The sequence below is a fragment of the Sphingomonas sp. MA1305 genome (genome assembly GCF_016107325.1).
GTDB lineage: Bacteria > Pseudomonadota > Alphaproteobacteria > Sphingomonadales > Sphingomonadaceae > Sphingomonas.
The window spans coordinates 63,203-80,343 of the sequence record NZ_RCVT01000002.1; the positions used below are offsets into that span (position 1 = coordinate 63,203).

A 17,141-nucleotide genomic window follows, 5' to 3' on the forward strand; every position below is an offset into this window, starting at 1 on the left:
CTATGATAAGCGGATCGTCGCGCGGAGAACGTCATGCCCCCTGGTGATCGGCCCAATCTCGCTTCGCTGTTCGGCGGCGCGCTGGCGGCATCCGGCTTCGGCCTCGCCGGCTATTCCGAATGGGTCGCGCGCGAGGCGGAGCGGCTGGTGCCGGCGGACGGCGTGTTCCGCGAGGTCGCCGGCGCCAGAATCCATTATGTCGACCTCGGCGATTCCGCCAAGCCGCCGATCGTGATGATCCACGGCCTTGGCGGCCAGCTGCGCAACTTCTCCTATGCGATGGCGGAGCGGCTGACCGCGGATCATCGCGTGCTCCTCGTCGACCGGCCGGGCTCGGGCTATTCGATCGCCCATGGCGGTGCGCAGCCGCGGATCGCCGAACAGGCGGCGATCGTGGCGCGCTGGATCGCCGCGCTCGGCCTGACGCGGCCGCTGGTCGTCGGCCATTCGCTCGGCGGTGCCGTGGCGCTGGCGCTGGCGACCACCGAGCCGGCGACGATCGGCGGCCTCGCCCTGGTTGCGCCGCTCACCCAGCATCAACAGGAGGTGCCCGACGCCTTCCGCGCGCTTGCCGCCATCCCGCCGGGCTTCCGCCGGCTGATCGCGCAGACGGTCGGCACGCCGATGAGCCGGCTGGTCGCCGAGCGGACGCTGCGCGAGGTGTTCGCGCCCGAACCCGCGCCGGCCGATTTCGCCACCCGCGGCGGCGGCGCGCTGTCGCAGCGGCCGGGCAATATCGCCGCCGCCGCCGCCGACCTCGAGTCGGGCGGGCGCGACATGCCGGAGATCGTCGCACGCTATCCCGACGTGGCGATGCCGGTCGGCATCTTGTTCGGCCGCGGCGACACGATCCTTGCTCCTGCGCTGCACGGCCAAGCCACCGCCGCGGCGATCCCCGGCGCGACCCTGACGCTGGTCGACGGCGGTCACATGCTGCCGGTGAGCCAGCCGGACGTCACCGCCGATTTCGTCCGGACCGTCGCCGCCCGGCTCTAATCGCTCAGGCCCTCACGGTAGCGGCGGGCGTTTGCGACATAGGTGGCGGCGGACAGGCGCAGCCCCGCCACCTCGCTATCGGTCAAGGTCCGGGCGACCCGCGCGGGCGACCCGATGATCAGCGATCGCGGCGGGAAGACCTTGCCCTCGGTCACCAGCGCGCCCGCGCCGACCAGACAATCGGCACCGATCACCGCGCGGTTGAGCACGATCGCCCCCATCCCGATCAGGCTGCGGTCGCCGATCGTCGCGCCATGGACGATCGCCCGGTGGCCCACCGTCACCTCGCTGCCGATCGTCGTCGGTGCGCCGGGATCGGCATGCACCACTGCGCCGTCCTGCACGTTGCTGTCCGCGCCGATCACAATCGGGTCGTTGTCGCCGCGGATCACCGCATTGAACCAGACCGACGCGCGCGCGCCGAGCTTAACCGCGCCGATCAACCGTGCTCCCGGCGCCACATAGGCATCGCTCGCTACCACGGGCCGACGATCGTCCAGGCTGTGCACCGTCATGTCAGCGATCCAACCACTATAATGAAATCGCGGTGCGGTTTCGCACCAATTCAAGGTTAGTCATCAAATCGGCCATGATTAACCCGATCTTCAAGTGTTTCGTCCAAAGCGGACTTAGAGACCAGAGGCGGGACGGAGAGACCCCCATGCATCGCCGACGGTACCGTCCCGCTCCAACCCCGAGGACCTGACGATGTTTGCATGGTTTGAGAAAGTCGCGCCAATCCGGCTGAAGTTCAAGGTGCTGCTGATAATCCACGGTCTCGTGGCGGCATGCGGCATCGCCACCACCTATCTCGCCGCCAAAGCGGATAGCAACCAGTGGATCTATTATGTCGGGATCGAGGCTGCGCTGTTCGTGCTGACCATCGCGACCGTCCTGATCAGCGGCAAGCTGATCAGCACGCCCTACGTCAACACCGTCGTGCGGATGGAAGGGCTCGCCAGCGGCGATCTCGCTTCGCCGATCCACTATGCGGATTACCAGGATTGCATCGGCCGCATGGCCAAGGCGATGGACGTGTTCCGCCGCAATGCCGAGGCGGTCCGCGATGCCGCCACCGCGCAGAAGGTGGTGGTCGGCGCGCTCGGCGAGGGGCTCGACCGGCTTGCCGGCAACGACCTGACCTTCCGCATCGATCAGGCCTTCCCGTCCGAATACGAACGGCTGCGCAGCGACTATAATCGCGCGCTCGAGGCGGTGACCCAGGCGATGACCGCGGTGACCGAGGCGACCAGCGGCATCAACAGCGGCGCGAGCGACATCCGCCAGGCCTCCGACGATCTGTCGCAGCGCACCGAGCAACAGGCGGCCAGCCTGGAAGAAACCGCTGCGGCGATGGACGAGATCACCGCCACCGTACGCCAGACGGCGGCCGGCGCGGTCAAGGCGAACAGTGTCGTCGAGGCGACCCGCGTCGAAGCGGAACAGTCCGGCGTCGTGGTGTCGCGGGCGGTGCAGGCGATGAACGGCATCGAGCGCGCGTCGAGCGAGATCGGCGAGATCATCTCGGTGATCGACGGCATCGCCTTCCAGACCAATTTGCTTGCGCTCAACGCAGGCGTCGAGGCGGCGCGCGCCGGCGACGCCGGCAAGGGCTTTGCGGTCGTCGCCTCGGAGGTTCGCGCACTCGCCCAGCGCTCCGCCGATGCCGCCAAGGACGTCAAGACCAAGATCATGGCGTCGACCGAACAGGTCGAATCGGGCGTGCAGCTGGTCAGCGAAACCGGCGAAGCGCTGAACCGCATCATCGCCCAGATCGTCGAGATCAGCACCCTGGTCGGCCAGATCGCCAGCGCCGCCGAACAGCAGGCAACCGGCCTGCAGCAGATCAACACCGCGGTCGGCGAGATGGACGGCGTCACCCAGCAGAATGCCGCGATGGTCGAGGAAGCCACCGCCGCCGCGCGTAGCCTGTCCGCCGAAGCCGACGAGCTCGCCCGCCAGGTCGCCCGGTTCAAGATCGGCGGTGATCGCGCCGTCGCACCCGCCGCGCCCGTCCACCAGCTCCAGCAGCGTGCCGCCGAGGCCGGCCGGCGCATCGCCCGCTCCGCCGCGGGGGGCCGCCGTGGCGGCGCCGCGGTGGCGGTTGCCGAGGACGATTGGTCGGAATTCTGATCCGTCGTTCCGAATCGACTCCGTACGTTCCGTCAGGATACGGCCATGATCCGATACACCAATATTGATCGGCAATTTCGGATCGCCCCGGCCCTTCCTGGTGGAGCGCCGCGGCAGCCCCGCCGCGCCGCACCGCGCCGCAACGCGCGGAGTTGGTCGACCAACTACCCGATTACACTCGATTTGGTTGCTCAACGGGTCGTTAAGCAAAGCCCGCAATTTTCCCCCGCTCATGGCCTGTCGGCATCGTGCCGCCGGCCGCGGAGCGAGGAGGCAGGGATGTTGGGGTGGTTCGAACAGCACGCGCCGATCCGGGTGAAATTCCGGACCATCGGGCTGGTGCAAACGGCGCTGGGGGCGGCGGCGGTCGCGGTGACGGCGGGGATCGCGACGGGGGCGATCCACAGTTCGCCGTTGATCGAAATCGGCGTCTCCGCGCTCACCGTCGCCGCGATGGTCGCCACGACCCTGTTCGCCGGCCGCGTCATCTGTCGCCCCTATGTCGACACGGTGGTGCGCATGGAGGCGCTCGCCGCCGGGGATCTGCACAGCCCGATCGCCTATACCGACAATCGCGACTGCGTCGGCCGGATGACCACGGCGATGGCGATCTTCCGCCGCAACATGGAAGAGGCGAACACCGCCGAGGCGCAGCGCCACATGGCCGAAGGCCTCGGCCAGGGTCTCGGTGAGCTGGCGCAGGGCAATCTCGCCTATCGCATCGACGCGCCCTTCCCTACGCAATTCGAGCCGCTGCGCCTCAATTTCAACACCGCCATGGCGGCGATCTTCGAGGCGATGGGGGCGGTCAGCGCCGCCGCGACCGGCATCCACAATGGGTCCAGCGACATTCTGCAGGCGTCGGACGACCTGTCGCAGCGCACCGAGCAACAGGCGGCCAGCCTGGAGGAAACCGCCGCGGCGATGGACGAGATCACCTCGACCGTCCGCCAGACCGCCGCCGGCGCCACCAAGGCGAATGGCGTCGTCGAGGCGGCCCGCGCCGAGGCGGAACAGTCGGGCAGCGTCGTCGCTCGCGCGGTCGAGGCGATGAACGGCATCGAGCGCGCAGCGGGCGAGATCGGCGAGATTATTTCGGTGATCGACGGCATCGCCTTCCAGACCAATTTGCTCGCGCTCAACGCCGGCGTCGAGGCGGCGCGCGCCGGCGACGCCGGCAAGGGCTTTGCGGTCGTCGCCAGCGAGGTGCGGGCGCTAGCCCAGCGTTCCGCCGATGCCGCGAAAGACGTCAAGACCAAGATCATGGCCTCGACGCAGCAGGTCGAATCGGGCGTGCAGCTGGTCAGCGAGACCGGCGACGCACTGACCCGGATCATCGCGCGGATCGGCGAGATCAGCACCCTGGTCGGCCAGATCGCCACCGCCGCGGAACAACAGGCGACCGGCCTGCAACAGGTCAACACCGCGGTCGGCGAGATGGACGGCGTCACCCAGCAGAATGCCGCCATGGTCGAGCAGGCCACCGCCGCCGCGCGCAGCCTGTCCGCCGAAGCGGACGAGCTTGCCCGCCAGGTCGGCCGCTTCAAGCTCGGCGACGCTGCTGCGCTCGCGACCACCGCCAGCCCGGTGCATCGCCTGCAGCAGCGCGCCGCCGACGCCGGCCGCCGCATCGCACTGGCGGCCGGTGGCGGTCGCCGCGGGGGCGCCGCGGTCGCGCTCGCCGGCGACGACTGGTCCGAATTCTAACCACCCGTCAGCACACGAAAGCCCACCATGCCCGTGCATCCGCTTCCCGCCTCGCTCGACACGTCCGCCGCCGGTCCGCTGCGTCACGACCTGATCGCCCGTATCGAGCGGGGCGAGGCGCTGCATCTCGGCGGCAGCGAGGTGACACGGGTCGGGCAGGCCTGCCTGCAGGTGCTCGCGGCGGCACGCGCCTGTGCGATCGACCGCGGCCTCGGCTTCCGCATCGACGACGCCAGCGAGACGCTGGACCGGATGATCGCCCTCGCGCGGCTCGACGCCGCCCTCGCCCCGTCCGCCTGAAGGAAGACACGGCCATGAATCTCGACGAGATCCAGCAAATCTTCTTCCAGGAGTGCGAGGAAGGGCTCGCCACGATGGAGGGCAATTTTGCCGCCGTCCGCCAGGGCGCCTACGATCCGGAGACGATCAACACGATCTTCCGCGCGGTCCATTCGATCAAGGGCGGCGCGGGCGCCTTCGGCCACGAGCGGCTGCAGGGCTTCACCCACGAATATGAGACGCTGCTCGACCTGGTCCGCAACGGCACGCTGGTGCTGACGCCGGCGCTGCTTGGCACGATCGTCTCCGCCTTCGACATGCTGAGCGACCATGTCGCCGCGGCGCGCGACGGCACCACGCCACCCAATGACGCAGCGATGCGGACCCGCCTGGTCGAGGCGTCGCATGCCCCCGAGCCCGCCGTCGCAGCGGAGCCGGAGCCCGTGTTCGAGCCGGTCGCCGTGGACGTGGAAAGCGCCGACGGCGATTTTACCCCAGTCGCTGCGGCGCTGGACGATTTCGACGACCTGTTCGCCCTGTGCGAGACTCCGGCGCCCGCGGCCGGGGCGGCAGACGACGGCTGGCAGTTGCACTTCACTCCCGGACCCGGCGCGCTCGATCACGGCGGCGAACCGTTGCTGCTGCTGCGCGAGCTCGCCGCCCTCGGCGGGGAGGTGGTCGCGGTTGACCTGTCGGCGCTGCCGCCGCTCGGCGAATTGCATCCGGAACGCAGCTACCTCGGCTGGCAGCTGCACATTCCGGGCTCCGTCGCCGAAGACGACATCCGCGGCATCTTCGAATTCATGGACGATGTCGCGCTGACTCTGACCCGTGCGGACGCGGCGCCGGCGGACGACATCGACGATGCGCCGCTGGTCGACCTGCTCGACGAGCCGGCCCCCACTCCGGTTGCCACGCCCGCCCCGGTCCCGATCGCCTCGGCCGTGCCGGCGGCCGAGCCCGCCGCCGTCGTGGCGGCGCCGGACGCCGCCACGCCGCGCAGCGCCGCGACCGCGCCGGTGCAGACGATCCGCGTCGATCTCGACAAGCTCGACCGGCTGGTCAACCTGGTCGGCGAACTGGTCATCACCCAGGCGATGCTGGCGCAGCGCCTGTCGGAGCATCAGCTCGGCGGCATTTCGGAACTGACCGATCTCGATCACCTGACGCGCGAGATGCAGGAATCGACCATGGCGATCCGCGCCCAGCCGATGAAGACGGTGTTCAGCCGCGTGCCGCGCATCATCCGCGAGCTCGAGGTCGAAACCGGCAAGCGCGTTCGCCTGGAGATCGAGGGCGAGATGACCGAGGTCGACAAGACCGTGGTCGAGCGCATCGGCGAGCCGCTGACCCATCTGATCCGCAACGCGGTCGACCATGGCCTCGAAACCCCCGCCGAGCGGCTGGCGGCGGGCAAGGACGAAGAGGGCGTGGTGACGCTGTCCGCCGCGCATCATTCCGGCCGCATCGTCATCACCGTCGCCGACGACGGCCGCGGCATCGACCGCAAGCGCGTCCGCGCCAAGGCGGTGGAGCGCGGCATCATCGCCGCCGACGCGATCCTGACCGAGGAAGAGATCGACAATCTGATCTTCGCCCCCGGCTTCTCGACCGCCGCCACCGTGTCCAATATTTCCGGTCGGGGCGTCGGCATGGACGTGGTGCGCAAGAACGTGCAGGCGCTGGGCGGCCGCATCGGCATCAATTCGCATCTCGGCCACGGCTCCAGCTTCGCACTGTCGCTGCCGCTGACGCTGGCGGTGCTGGACGGCATGATCGTCACGGTCGGCGACCAGACCTTCGTCATCCCGCTCGGCCATATCGTCGAGAGCCTGCGTCCGGACGGCGACGGCGTGAAGGTGCTCGGCCCGACCGCCTCGCTGCTCGACGTGCGCGGTTCCTACGTCCCCGTCCACCGTATCGCCGAACAGCTCGGCATTGCCGGCGCGGTGCAGGACCCGACCGACGCGGTGCTGATCGTGGTCGAATCCGACCATGGCCAGGCGGTGCTGATGGTCGATTCGATCCAGGACCAGCGCCAGGTCGTGGTGAAAAGCCTGGAGGCCAATTACCAGGCGATCCCCGGTCTCGCCGGCGCCACCATCCTGGGCGACGGGCGTGTCGCGCTGATCCTCGACGTCGATGCGCTGATCTCGCGCTGGCGGCGTGAGCCGCGTCACGGCGCGCCGGCGCCGGGCCTCGCCGCATGAGCGCGCTCGCCGCCCGACCGGGCTCGGCGACGATGCCGGCCGGCCGCCCGACAGAATTCGCGTTCAGCGCCGACGACCATCGCCGCATCGCGGACTTCGTCTATGGCGAGGCGGGGATCCTGATGCCCCCGGGCAAGGCGCAGCTTGTCTATGGGCGGCTGGCGCCGCGCGTCCGCGCCTGCCGGTTGACCAGCTTCGCTGACTATATCGCGCGCATCGATCGCGACGCCGAGGAGCGCCAGCGGGCGATCGACGCGCTGACCACCAACCACACCAGCTTCTTCCGCGAGGCGCACCATTTCGACCATTTCCTCGAACATGCCTGGCCTGCGCTCGACGGCCGGCTGGCGGATCGCGGCCGGGTGCGGATCTGGTCGGCGGCCTGTTCGAGCGGCGAGGAGCCCTATACCCTGCTGATGGCGATGTGCGGGACACAGCGCGGGGTCGGCCAGCGACTGGCGCGCAGCGATTTCCGCCTGCTCGCCACCGATTTGTCGACCGAGATCCTCGCCGCCGCCGCTGCCGGCCGCTATGCGCCCGACACCGCCAAGACCGTGCCGGAGCCGCTGCGCCGCACCTGGATGCGCGACGTCGATCATCAGGTCGAGGTCGATCCGTTGCTTCGCGAGCTGTGCGCCTTCCGCAAGCTCAACCTGCTCGAGGATTGGCCGATGCGCGGCACGTTCGATGCGATCTTCTGCCGCAACGTCATGATCTATTTCGACGAACCGACCAAGGAGCGGCTGCAGACGCGGCTTGCCGACCGGCTCGCCCCCGGCGGGTTCCTCTACATCGGCCATTCGGAACGGCTCAGCCCCAGCGTCGCGCCGCGCTTCACCTGCGTCGGCCGCACCACCTTCCAGAAGGTGGCGGCATGACGATCCGCGCCCTCGTCGTCGACGATTCCCCGACGATGCGCGCGATGATCGCGCACAGCCTGTCGCAGGATGCCGAGATCGAAGTGGTCGGCACCGCCGACGGGCCCGCCACCGCGCGTGAAATGATCAAGGCGCTCAACCCCGACGTGATCACGCTCGACGTTGAGATGCCGGGGATGAACGGGCTCGAATTCCTCGACAAGATCATGCGGCTGCGGCCGATGCCGGTGGTCATGCTGTCGACGCTGACCGGCCAGGGCGCGGAAGCGACGATCCGCGCGCTCGAGCTGGGCGCGTTCGATTGCTACGAAAAGCCCAGCCGCGCCTTCGGCAATCAGCTCGGCGAGGGGCTGAACGCGCTGGTCAAGGCGGCGGCACGGAGCCGCCGGCGCAGCCGGGCGGTCGCGCCCGCCACGCCGCGAGTCGCCACCGACTTCACCCCGCGCGACGGGGCGGTGATCGCGGTCGGATCGTCGACGGGCGGGGTCGAGGCGCTGATCGAGCTGCTCTCCGGCTTTCCGGCCAATTGTCCGCCGACGCTGATCGTCCAGCATATGCCGGAACCCTATGTGCCGACCTTCGCGGCGCGGCTGGACCGATTGTCCGCGCCGACCGTCTCGGTCGCGCGGTCGGGAGCGCCGCTCGCCGTCGGCCAGGTCTATGTCGCCCCCGGCGGGGCGCAGCATCTCGAACTGACCGGTGGCAGCCTGCCGCGCTGCCGCCTGGTCGAGGGACCGAAGATGAGCGGCCACCGCCCGTCGGTCGACCGTCTGTTCCATTCGGTCGCCAAGACGCACGGCCGCGACGCCGTGGCGGCGATCCTGACCGGCATGGGCGCCGACGGGGCGGAAGGGATCAAGGCGATCCGCGACGCCGGCGGTCGCACCATCGGCCAGGACGAGGACAGCTGCGTGGTCTATGGCATGCCGCAGGCCGCCTGGCTGGCCGGCGGGATCGAGGTGCAGCTGTCGCTGCCACGCATCGCCGCGCGGCTGATGACGGAGTGCAAGGCATGAGCGGCCTGCCCCGCCCCGCCGACGGGCTGGTCCGCATCACCGTGATGCAGGGCGAGACGCGCGTCTCCGACGATCCGCAGGCGGTGCTGACCACCGTGCTCGGCAGCTGCATCGCCGCCTGCCTGTACGATCCCGTGGTCAAGGTCGGCGGCCTCAACCACTTCCTGCTCGCCGAGCCGGGCGGCGGCGAGACCGACATGCGTTCCCTGCAACGCTACGGCGTCTATGCGATGGAGGTGCTGATCAACGCGATGCTCGCGATGGGCGCGACGCGCAGCAATTTGAAGGCGCGGCTATACGGCGGCGCCTCGCTACGCGACGGCTTCCGCGACATCGGCGCGGCCAATGCGCTGTTCGCCCGCCGCTTCCTGCGCGACGAGCGGATCGCCCTGGTCGGCGAGGATGTCGGCGGCCATGGCGCGCGCCGCGTCGAATTCCGCCCAACGCTGGGCCTCGCCCGCTGCCGCGTCGCCAGCGAGCGGCCGGTCGAACGCCCGCGTCTCGTCATCCCGGCCCCCGCCGCGCCCGCCGACCTCGGCGACGTGGAGTTCTTCTGATGGCCACCAACTTCCCCAGCAAAGGACCAGCTGTGACCAGCACGATCATGACCGTCGACGATTCGCCCAGCATGCGGATGCTGCTGCGCGCGGCTCTGTCCGACCTAGGCTATCAGGTGCTGGAGGCCGAGGACGGCGTCCAGGCGCTCGAGCGGCTGGACGGCGCCACCCCGGACCTGCTCATCACCGACATCAACATGCCCCGACTCGACGGCTTCGGCTTGATCGAGCGGGTGCGCGAGCAGGACCAGCATCGCAATCTGCCGATCCTGGTGCTGACCACGGAAAGCTCCGACGAGAAGAAGCAGCGCGCCCGGGCCGCCGGCGCGACGGGCTGGATCGTCAAGCCCTTCCATCCCGAAAAGCTCGCCGCGGCGATCCGCCGCGTGCTGCACTGACCTTCCGCCTTCGAGGAGCCTTTCATGCCCCGCCAGCTCATTACCTTCCAGATCGGCGACCAGGTGCTCGGCGTCGACATTATGGCGATCCGCGAGATCCGCGCCTGGTCGCCGGCGACGCCGCTGCCGAACGTGCCGGCGCATGTCCGCGGCGTCGTCAATCTGCGCGGCGTCGTCCTGCCGGTGCTCGACCTCAGCCACCGGCTGGGTTGGGGCGTGACCGATCCGTCGTCGCGCCACGTCATCATCGTCGTAAAAATCGGTGAGCAATTACAGGGTCTTATCGTCGACGCCGTTAACGACATCGTGACTGTTCCCGACGACGGTATGCAACCGCTGCCCGATCTCGGCGACACGCCGGCGGCAAGCTATCTGGAGGGGCTGGCGACGATCGACCAGCGGCTGATCCTGGTGCTTGCGCTGGAACGCCTGATCGACAGCAGCACCGATTATGCCGAGTTCGCCTGACCTCTTACCGTACGTGTGAAGGAACACCCTCGTCATGGCCGCCGCCACCAAGGTTCTCGTCGTCGATGATTCGCTGACGATGCGGGCGCTTCTCTCCGGGGCGCTGGAGCGCATCCCCAACGTCGTCGTGGTCGGTTCGGCCGACGGCGCCGACGAAGCGCGCCAGATGGTCGAGAACCTGCGCCCCGACGTGATGACGCTCGACGTCGAGATGCCCGGCATGAGCGGCCTCGAATATCTGGCGGAGATCATGGAAAAGCGGCCGATGCCGGTGATCATGTTCTCGACCCGTACCGAGGCGGGGGCAGAGGCGTCGATCCAGGCGCTGCGCCTGGGCGCGATCGACTGTTTCCCCAAGCCCAAGGTCGCCGTCGCCGCGGAGTTCGACAAGATCCTCGCCAAGCTTGGCAAGCGGATCAAGGCCGCCAAGGGCGCCGCGGTCCGTTCCGCCGCCGCCAAGGCGCCGCCGGCGCCGCCGCTCGACTGGAACGGCCGGCTGGTCGCGATCGGCGCCGAGGCATCGAGCACCCAGGCGATGTTCGACCTGTTCGGGACCTTCCCCGCCAATTGCCCGCCAACGATCGTCGTCCAGCATCTCGGCAACGGCCTCGCCGCGACGCTGATCGACAAATTGGGGGCGGAGATCGCGCCCAGGATCGTGCTGGCGGAAGACGGCATGGCGATCGAGCAGGGCACCATCTACCTCGCCGCACCGGGCGATACGCATGTCGTCGTCGATGGCTGGCCGAACGGCAAGCTGCGCCTGCTGCCCCGCGATCCGGTCGCCGGCGAGCGGCCGTCGATCTCGATCCTGTTCGCGTCGGTCGCCAAGGCGTGCGGCACGGAAGCGATCGGACTGGTGCTCGGCGCCGACGGCGAGGACGGCGACGCCGGCGTCCGCGCGCTGCAGGGCGGCGGCAGCTACAGCATCATCCCGGCCGAGAACCGCGCCGACGGTTTCACGCTGCAGCGCAAGCTCGCGAGCCAGCCGGTGCCCGCCGACCAGCTGTCGAAGAGCATCCTCAAACTGTGCCAGCGCTGACCGTGGCCACTGCCTGGCCCAATCCCGCCCCGGCGGCAGCGGCAGCGGCAGCGGCAGCCGTGGCGCCGATCGACGGCGTCGAGCCGGCGCTGGCGCTGGCGCTGGCCGACGGGCTGGTGGAGCTGACGCAATCGCTGTCCGACCTCGCCTTCGACCTGGGCGGGGACCCAGACACGCTGCGCCGGCATATGCACAGCCTGCAGGCGTTCGATCGCATCACCCAGGCCCAATTAGCAATCGCCGACGTGCTGCGCTCCACCGCGCCGGCCGAACAGCGCGTTGCCGCGATCACTTTGGAAAGCTTGGCGTACGACCTCACAGCAAAGTTGCAGGCATATCGCGATCGGCAGGCAGAAGATTCCGGCAGCATCACTGACGACCCTTGATTTCGTTGCTTCGCTGCGTATGGCCTGTGCGGGGAGGCCAAAAACAATGGGCGTGAGCGAAAGCAGCTATCTTGCCGCCGCGAAGGGGCGGGACACCGGTAGCATCGACGGGGTCAACGGTGCCGATCTGAACGACGAGGACAACCGTCTCGTTGAACTCGCCGGGGGTATCCTCGCCTCGCGGCGCAAATTGGCGACGCGCTTCGATCCCGCGCTGTTCGCCAATCCCGGCATGGACATCATGCTGTTCCTGTTCGCCAGCGGCATCCATGGCGCGACGGTGACGACCAATGCCTGCTCCGCCGCGGCCGGCGTGCCGCGGACCACGGCGCTGCGCTGGATCAAGCTGCTGCAGGACCGCGGCCTGGTTGAGGGCAGCGACGACGCCGCCGACCGGCGGGTAACGATGCTGGCGCTGACCGGGACGGGTCGCGACACGCTGCGCGACTGGCTCAACGAAATCATCGAGGCGCATCCGACCGTCGCGGCGATGCGCGGCTGAACACCGGCGGCGTGTCCCGGACGCAGCCGCCATCCACCGCTGCGCATCACCCTGACGCGTGCCGCCTCGCGCGCCAGCGATACCGGTCCGGCCTTGCCCTCCTGTAGTTCGGTGGCAGGAGGATGAGGCCACCGTCGATCGTCGCAATGTTCAGCCGGTCACCACCGGATGCCGCGCGCGCAGCGTGTCGGCGACGCGCTCCACCTCACCCGTCGCGGCCGCCGATCCGGACGGCGTCACGCTCCAGTTGCAATGCGGATGGGTGTCGAGCGGATAGACCTTCACGTCGCCGACGACGAGTCGCCAGTGACGGCGCGTACCGCCCGCCTCCTTGACGAGGGTCGAGAGGAACAGGTCGTGGAGATCGCCGCTGGTCATGCCGCGCCAGATAGGGCGGCGGCGGCGAAAGTCACCCCGCGCCTATCCCAGACCATGGCTCCGCGCCCAGGCGACGAACAATTCGGGCCAGATCGCCGCGGGCTTCCCCGCCGCGCCGCGTAGGCCGAAGCCATGACCGCCCTGCTCGAACAGATGCGTCTCGACGGGCACCCCCGCCGCCTTCAGCGCCGCGCGCATCCGCACGCTATTCTCCACCGGCACGGTCTGGTCGTCCTCGGCATGGACCAGGAACGTCGGCGGCGTTTGCGCCGAGACGTTGTTGGCGGTGCTGTGCGCCGCCTCCAGCGCCGGGCTCGCGTCCTTGCCGAGCAACAGCTCGCGCGAACCGGCATGCGCCAGCGGCAGCGTCATCGACTGGACGGCATAGATGGGCGCGGCGATGTCGGGCCGCGCACTGCCGCGGTCGGCGGTATCGACCGGCGCATAGACCTGTGCAGCGAAGCGAGTCGCGAGATCGCCGCACAGATGCCCACCCGCCGAAAAGCCCATTGCGCCGACCCGGTCAGACCGAATGCCATAACGATCCGCCCGCGCGCGGATCAGCCGCATCGCGCGCTGCGCATCGGCCAGCGGCACGTCCTGACGGTTTGCCCAGCCCTCGCCCGGCAGGCGGTAGAAAAGGACGAAGACCGTCCAGCCGCGCGCGGCCAGCAGCCGGCCGATCTCATAGCCTTCCTTGTCGATCGCCATGCGCGCATAGCCGCCGCCGGGCATCACCAGCAGCGCCAATCCGTTCGCCGTCGCCGGTCGGAACACGGCGAGGCGCGGCCGGGTGACGCCCATCACCATCCGGTCGTGGAAGGCGGGATCCTTGCTCCGCTCCGTCGTCACCTCGGTCGGCGGATTGGCCGGCAGGCCCGGCGCCGTGCCGGGCCAGAGGTCGATCGTCTCGGACGGATCGCCCGCCATCGGCCCGGCCGGTGCGCGTGGCGCCGGGGTCTGCGCGACCGCCCGCCCCGCCAGGCCTGCGGCCAGTGTCGCGATCAGGGCCTGGCGGCGGTCGAGCATCCTCGTGTCCCTTACATCTTGAAGCGCGCACCCATCAGGAACGTGCGGCCGAAGTGGTTGTACTCGTAATTGCGGTTCGCATACAGGTCGGTGTACCGGCTGCGATAATTGTCGGTGAGGTTGGTGCCTTCCAGCGACAGTTCGAAGTTCTGCGTGATCTTGTAGCGGAACGAGGCGTCGACGTTGATCGTCTCGTTATAGCCTTCGAACAGGTTGCCCGTCGCCGATGCGCCGTCGATATAGGGGCTGCGATAGCTGACCGAGCCGCGCGCCGAGAAGCGCTTGTCCTCATAATAGAGCGTGCCGTTATAGGCGCGCTTCGACAGGCCGTAGAGAGTCTCGGTCCGCGTCGTGTTGGGCAAAGCACCCAACGCCCCGCTCGGCCGGGTGATGCCCGTCGCCGGCCCGCCCTGCGTATAGGTCGCGCTCGAATCGACGAAGGTCGCATTGGCAAGGAAGCCGAAGTTGCGCAGGAAGCCCGGCAGGAAGCGGAAGGTCGACTGCAGTGCGATCTCGATGCCCTTCAGCGACGCACCCGTGCCGTTGACCGGCGAGGTGATCTGCCACAGCTGCCCTTCCGGATTGAGCGCCGCCGGCGAGCTCGCCGGGATGACGCCGAGCGGCAGGCCCGTCGAAGCGAAGGTGCCGCTACGCGTCGCCGACACCGGGAAGCTCTGGATGTTCTTCTTGAACAGCGCGACCGAGAAGATCGACTGCGGCGCGAAATACCATTCGCCCGACAGGTCGAAGGCGGTGGCGCGGAACGGGTCGAGCTGCGGGTTGCCGAAGTTGACGCGATAGTTGAACCCGTCGACCGACCCGCCCGGGGTCAGGCTGCCCAGGCTCGGCCGGGTGATCACCTTGGCGATCGCACCGCGGATGATGACGTCCTTGGCCGGGAAGAAGGCGACGTTCATCGCCGGCAGCCAGTCGTCATAGGTCCGCTCGATCGTCACCGGCGTGTTGGTGGTGACGCCATTGGCGGTGGTCGAGGTCAGGCCGGTCGACTTCTGCAGCGTGTGGACATAGCGCATGCCGGCATTGGCGGCATAGCGCAGGCCCAGGATGTCGCCCTTGACGTCGAATTCGGCATAGCCGCCGCTGACCTCTTCCGACACGCTGCGCGTATCGCCGACGGTGACGGTCGGCGTGCGGCTGTACAGGCCGGTATATTGCGCGGCCGCGCCGATGTTGGGGATCAGGAACTGCGTCGTGGTGCCGTTCGGCTGGCCGGCGTCGGGCAGGGTGAACAGCTCGCCCAGATTGGTCGCCGGAAAGCCGTAGACACCAGTCGGGCCGATGTTGGTGTTGGGCGTGCAGGTGATCGTGCCGAGCACGACGTCACGGCCGCCGGCGTTCGGGCAGACCACGGCGTCGCGCGCGAACGCCTTGGTGTTGAACGAGAACCGCCGCCACAGCGCGCCCGACTTGATCTGGAAGCCGTCGGTGACGTCCCATTCGGTGCGCAGCTGCGCGGTGCGGAAGTCGTTGACCGTCTCCGACGGCCGGTCGCGGATTTCGGCGAGCTGGAAGTTGGCCGGATCGGTGACGCTGGTGCCGAAGCTGATCAGCGGCTGCTTCATGTTGGTATAGTCGTAGCGGAAGTTCTGCGCGTCGCGGTCGTCGAATACGAACGTTGTCTCGACCGGGATCGTCGCGTCCGACTTGGAATAGCCGCCGAGCAGCGTGAACCGGAACTTGTCCGTCACGTCCTGATCCCAGCTGCCGCCGATCTGGTAGAATTCGGTCTGCGACTGGCGCAGATAATGTTCGGTGCGGACATAGGCGTCGTTGATCGTCGCCGCGACCAGATTGTTGTTGGCGTCGATGGTGTAGTTGCTGATATCCATCTGCCGCTCGTTGGAGCGCAGCAGCACCTCGCCCCACTTCTCTTCACGCGTCTCCTTGAAGCGCGAATAGAGGCCGTCGATCGAGATCTTGGTGGAATCGGTGGGCGCGAACTGGATGCTGCCGGTCAGGCCCAGCCGCTCGCGGTCGTGCCGCACCGAACCGTAGCGCGGGATGCGCGGATGGAAGGCGAGCGCGACCTGGTCGCAGGCGCTGCCCACTGCCGCCGTATAGGTGCCGCCGCGATTCGGCGCGCTGAAGCACGGCGTGCCGTTGACCGAATCGAACACGCCCTGCGCCCAGCGCGTCGTGTTGTTGCCGAGCTCGAAATTGTTGGTCTTCTGATAGGCCGCCGACACCGACACGCCGAACGTGCCGGCATCGTTCTTGTACGACAGCAGCCCGGCAAGGCGCGGCCCCCAGTTCTTCGACAGGTCGTTGTAGCTCGCCTGTCCGGACAGCACGCCGGTGAAGCCGGTCTTGCCACCCAGCGGATTGCCGGTGTTGAGATCGACCACCGCGCCCAGCGACCCTTCGTCGAGGCTCGCCTCGGCGGTCTTGTGGACGACGATCGAGTTGAACAGCTCGGACGCGAAGACGTTGAAGTCGAAGGCGCGATCGCGGTTCGACGAGGCGCCGTCGGTCGACGTCGCGACCGTCTCCAGTCCGTTGACGCGGACCCGCGTGAATTGGGCGCCGAGGCCGCGGACGGTGATCGCACGACCTTCACCGGCGTCGCGCTGGATCGAGATGCCCGGGATGCGCTGCAGCGATTCGGCGAGATTCTGGTCGGGGAATTTGGCGATGTCCTCGGCGACGATCGCATCGACCGATCCGACCGCCTCGCGCTTGACGTTGAGCGCGGCGTCGAGCGAGCGGCGGAAGCCGGTGACGACGATGTCCGGGCCGCTGTCGGCGGCGGCCTGCGGCGCATCGGCGGGAGTGCCGTCGGGGTTGCGCACATCGGCGCCGGTATCCTGCGGCGCGTCACCGGGCACCACCGCGGTCTGCGCCGGGGCCGGATCGACGTGCGGCGGCTGGCCCGGCGTCGCCGTCTGCGGGATCTGCGCCGCCTGCGCGAAGGCGGCGGCGGGCAGCAGCATCGCCAGCGTCAGCGCGCCGGCCGATACGCCGGCGAGGCGCGCCAGGCGGCGGCTCGAAATCTTGGTCATCGCATCCACTCCCCATCGACCCTGTGGGCCGCTGTTTTCCGTTCCTGACACCGGTTCCGCTGTGCGGACCCCGGCGGTTTGCGGTTTGGGGGGAGAATGGGCCCGGCAGAGCCCCTGTCCAGCAATCCTCCCCGTCGGCGTG

The 17,141-nt window shown here is 68.8% G+C and carries 17 protein-coding genes; 13 read left to right on the forward strand and 4 right to left on the reverse strand.

Translation table 11 applies throughout. The annotated features are described in order from the left end of the window. The first annotated feature begins 33 nt into the window (after positions 1-33). Positions 34-996 carry an alpha/beta fold hydrolase gene (locus D9601_RS08385; protein ID WP_198353530.1) on the forward strand — a complete coding sequence of 321 codons (963 nt, stop codon included), beginning with the start codon at positions 34-36 and terminating at the stop codon, positions 994-996. Here D9601_RS08385 and D9601_RS08390 read toward each other — a convergent pair. Then, on the reverse strand, positions 993-1,511 hold the full coding sequence (locus tag D9601_RS08390) for a gamma carbonic anhydrase family protein (RefSeq protein ID WP_198353531.1): 519 nt from the start codon (positions 1,509-1,511) through the stop codon (positions 993-995). The two genes, D9601_RS08385 and D9601_RS08390, sit on opposite strands and share 4 nt — an antisense overlap. 193 nt (positions 1,512-1,704) lie before the next feature. Between D9601_RS08390 and D9601_RS08395 the strand changes: the two genes are divergently transcribed. From D9601_RS08395 to D9601_RS19790, 12 genes are all read left to right on the forward strand, one after another. Further along, entirely contained in the window at positions 1,705-3,129 is a 1,425-nt protein-coding gene (locus D9601_RS08395; protein WP_198353532.1) for a methyl-accepting chemotaxis protein, read from the forward strand. Positions 3,130-3,408: 279 nt separating this feature from the next. Continuing rightward, positions 3,409-4,836: a methyl-accepting chemotaxis protein gene (locus D9601_RS08400; RefSeq protein ID WP_198353533.1), complete on the forward strand. Its 1,428-nt coding sequence runs from the start codon at positions 3,409-3,411 to the stop codon at positions 4,834-4,836. Positions 4,837-4,863: 27 nt separating this feature from the next. Continuing rightward, complete coding sequence (locus D9601_RS08405; RefSeq protein WP_198353534.1) at positions 4,864-5,136, forward strand: STAS domain-containing protein; 273 nt, start codon at positions 4,864-4,866, stop codon at positions 5,134-5,136. A 14-nt stretch (positions 5,137-5,150) separates the two neighbouring features. After that, positions 5,151-7,325, forward strand: a complete 2,175-nt coding sequence (locus D9601_RS08410) for a chemotaxis protein CheA (RefSeq protein ID WP_198353535.1) — start codon at positions 5,151-5,153, stop codon at positions 7,323-7,325. After that, on the forward strand, positions 7,322-8,203 hold the full coding sequence (locus D9601_RS08415; protein WP_198353536.1) for a CheR family methyltransferase: 882 nt from the start codon (positions 7,322-7,324) through the stop codon (positions 8,201-8,203). Before D9601_RS08410 ends, D9601_RS08415 begins: the two co-directional genes overlap by 4 nt. After that, positions 8,200-9,219, forward strand: a complete 1,020-nt coding sequence (locus tag D9601_RS08420) for a protein-glutamate methylesterase/protein-glutamine glutaminase (RefSeq protein ID WP_198353537.1) — start codon at positions 8,200-8,202, stop codon at positions 9,217-9,219. The genes D9601_RS08415 and D9601_RS08420 overlap by 4 nt, the downstream gene beginning before the upstream one ends. Next, a complete protein-coding gene (locus D9601_RS08425; protein WP_198353538.1) occupies positions 9,216-9,776 on the forward strand; it encodes a chemotaxis protein CheD in 561 nt (186 codons plus the stop codon). The genes D9601_RS08420 and D9601_RS08425 overlap by 4 nt, the downstream gene beginning before the upstream one ends. 32 nt (positions 9,777-9,808) lie before the next feature. Continuing rightward, positions 9,809-10,174: a response regulator gene (locus D9601_RS08430; protein ID WP_198353539.1), complete on the forward strand. Its 366-nt coding sequence runs from the start codon at positions 9,809-9,811 to the stop codon at positions 10,172-10,174. 24 nt (positions 10,175-10,198) lie between these two features. After that, positions 10,199-10,642: a chemotaxis protein CheW gene (locus D9601_RS08435; protein ID WP_198353540.1), complete on the forward strand. Its 444-nt coding sequence runs from the start codon at positions 10,199-10,201 to the stop codon at positions 10,640-10,642. Positions 10,643-10,676: 34 nt separating this feature from the next. Continuing rightward, positions 10,677-11,684, forward strand: a complete 1,008-nt coding sequence (locus tag D9601_RS08440) for a chemotaxis protein CheB (protein ID WP_198353541.1) — start codon at positions 10,677-10,679, stop codon at positions 11,682-11,684. A gap of 59 nt (positions 11,685-11,743) precedes the next feature. Continuing rightward, positions 11,744-12,070, forward strand: a complete 327-nt coding sequence (locus tag D9601_RS08445; protein ID WP_332837945.1) for a hypothetical protein — start codon at positions 11,744-11,746, stop codon at positions 12,068-12,070. A 52-nt stretch (positions 12,071-12,122) separates the two neighbouring features. Beyond that, a complete protein-coding gene (locus tag D9601_RS19790; protein ID WP_232474013.1) occupies positions 12,123-12,572 on the forward strand; it encodes a MarR family winged helix-turn-helix transcriptional regulator in 450 nt (149 codons plus the stop codon). A 150-nt stretch (positions 12,573-12,722) separates the two neighbouring features. On the opposite strand, the gene D9601_RS08455 is transcribed toward D9601_RS19790, so the two are convergent. Genes D9601_RS08455 through D9601_RS08465 form a run of 3 tightly spaced genes read right to left on the reverse strand, consistent with a single transcriptional unit; the run spans position 12,723 to position 16,999 of the window. Further along, complete coding sequence (locus D9601_RS08455; protein WP_198353542.1) at positions 12,723-12,950, reverse strand: hypothetical protein; 228 nt, start codon at positions 12,948-12,950, stop codon at positions 12,723-12,725. 42 nt (positions 12,951-12,992) lie between these two features. Beyond that, on the reverse strand, positions 12,993-13,979 hold the full coding sequence (locus D9601_RS08460) for an alpha/beta hydrolase (protein ID WP_198353543.1): 987 nt from the start codon (positions 13,977-13,979) through the stop codon (positions 12,993-12,995). Positions 13,980-13,990: 11 nt separating this feature from the next. Continuing rightward, the gene (locus D9601_RS08465) at positions 13,991-16,999 is read right to left on the reverse strand and encodes a TonB-dependent receptor (protein WP_232474014.1); all 3,009 of its coding nucleotides are present in this window, start codon (positions 16,997-16,999) and stop codon (positions 13,991-13,993) included. Between the last annotated feature and the right edge of the window lie 142 nt (positions 17,000-17,141).

Coding starts and splice junctions, on each gene's coding strand:
- D9601_RS08385 (WP_198353530.1), top strand. CDS start 34: ATGCCCCCTGGTGATCGGCCCAATCTCGCTTCGCTGTTCGGCGGCGCG.
- D9601_RS08390 (WP_198353531.1), bottom strand. CDS start 1,511: ATGACGGTGCACAGCCTGGACGATCGTCGGCCCGTGGTAGCGAGCGAT.
- D9601_RS08395 (WP_198353532.1), top strand. CDS start 1,705: ATGTTTGCATGGTTTGAGAAAGTCGCGCCAATCCGGCTGAAGTTCAAG.
- D9601_RS08400 (WP_198353533.1), top strand. CDS start 3,409: ATGTTGGGGTGGTTCGAACAGCACGCGCCGATCCGGGTGAAATTCCGG.
- D9601_RS08405 (WP_198353534.1), top strand. CDS start 4,864: ATGCCCGTGCATCCGCTTCCCGCCTCGCTCGACACGTCCGCCGCCGGT.
- D9601_RS08410 (WP_198353535.1), top strand. CDS start 5,151: ATGAATCTCGACGAGATCCAGCAAATCTTCTTCCAGGAGTGCGAGGAA.
- D9601_RS08415 (WP_198353536.1), top strand. CDS start 7,322: ATGAGCGCGCTCGCCGCCCGACCGGGCTCGGCGACGATGCCGGCCGGC.
- D9601_RS08420 (WP_198353537.1), top strand. CDS start 8,200: ATGACGATCCGCGCCCTCGTCGTCGACGATTCCCCGACGATGCGCGCG.
- D9601_RS08425 (WP_198353538.1), top strand. CDS start 9,216: ATGAGCGGCCTGCCCCGCCCCGCCGACGGGCTGGTCCGCATCACCGTG.
- D9601_RS08435 (WP_198353540.1), top strand. CDS start 10,199: ATGCCCCGCCAGCTCATTACCTTCCAGATCGGCGACCAGGTGCTCGGC.
- D9601_RS08440 (WP_198353541.1), top strand. CDS start 10,677: ATGGCCGCCGCCACCAAGGTTCTCGTCGTCGATGATTCGCTGACGATG.
- D9601_RS08455 (WP_198353542.1), bottom strand. CDS start 12,950: ATGACCAGCGGCGATCTCCACGACCTGTTCCTCTCGACCCTCGTCAAG.
- D9601_RS08460 (WP_198353543.1), bottom strand. CDS start 13,979: ATGCTCGACCGCCGCCAGGCCCTGATCGCGACACTGGCCGCAGGCCTG.
- D9601_RS08465 (WP_232474014.1), bottom strand. CDS start 16,999: ATGACCAAGATTTCGAGCCGCCGCCTGGCGCGCCTCGCCGGCGTATCG.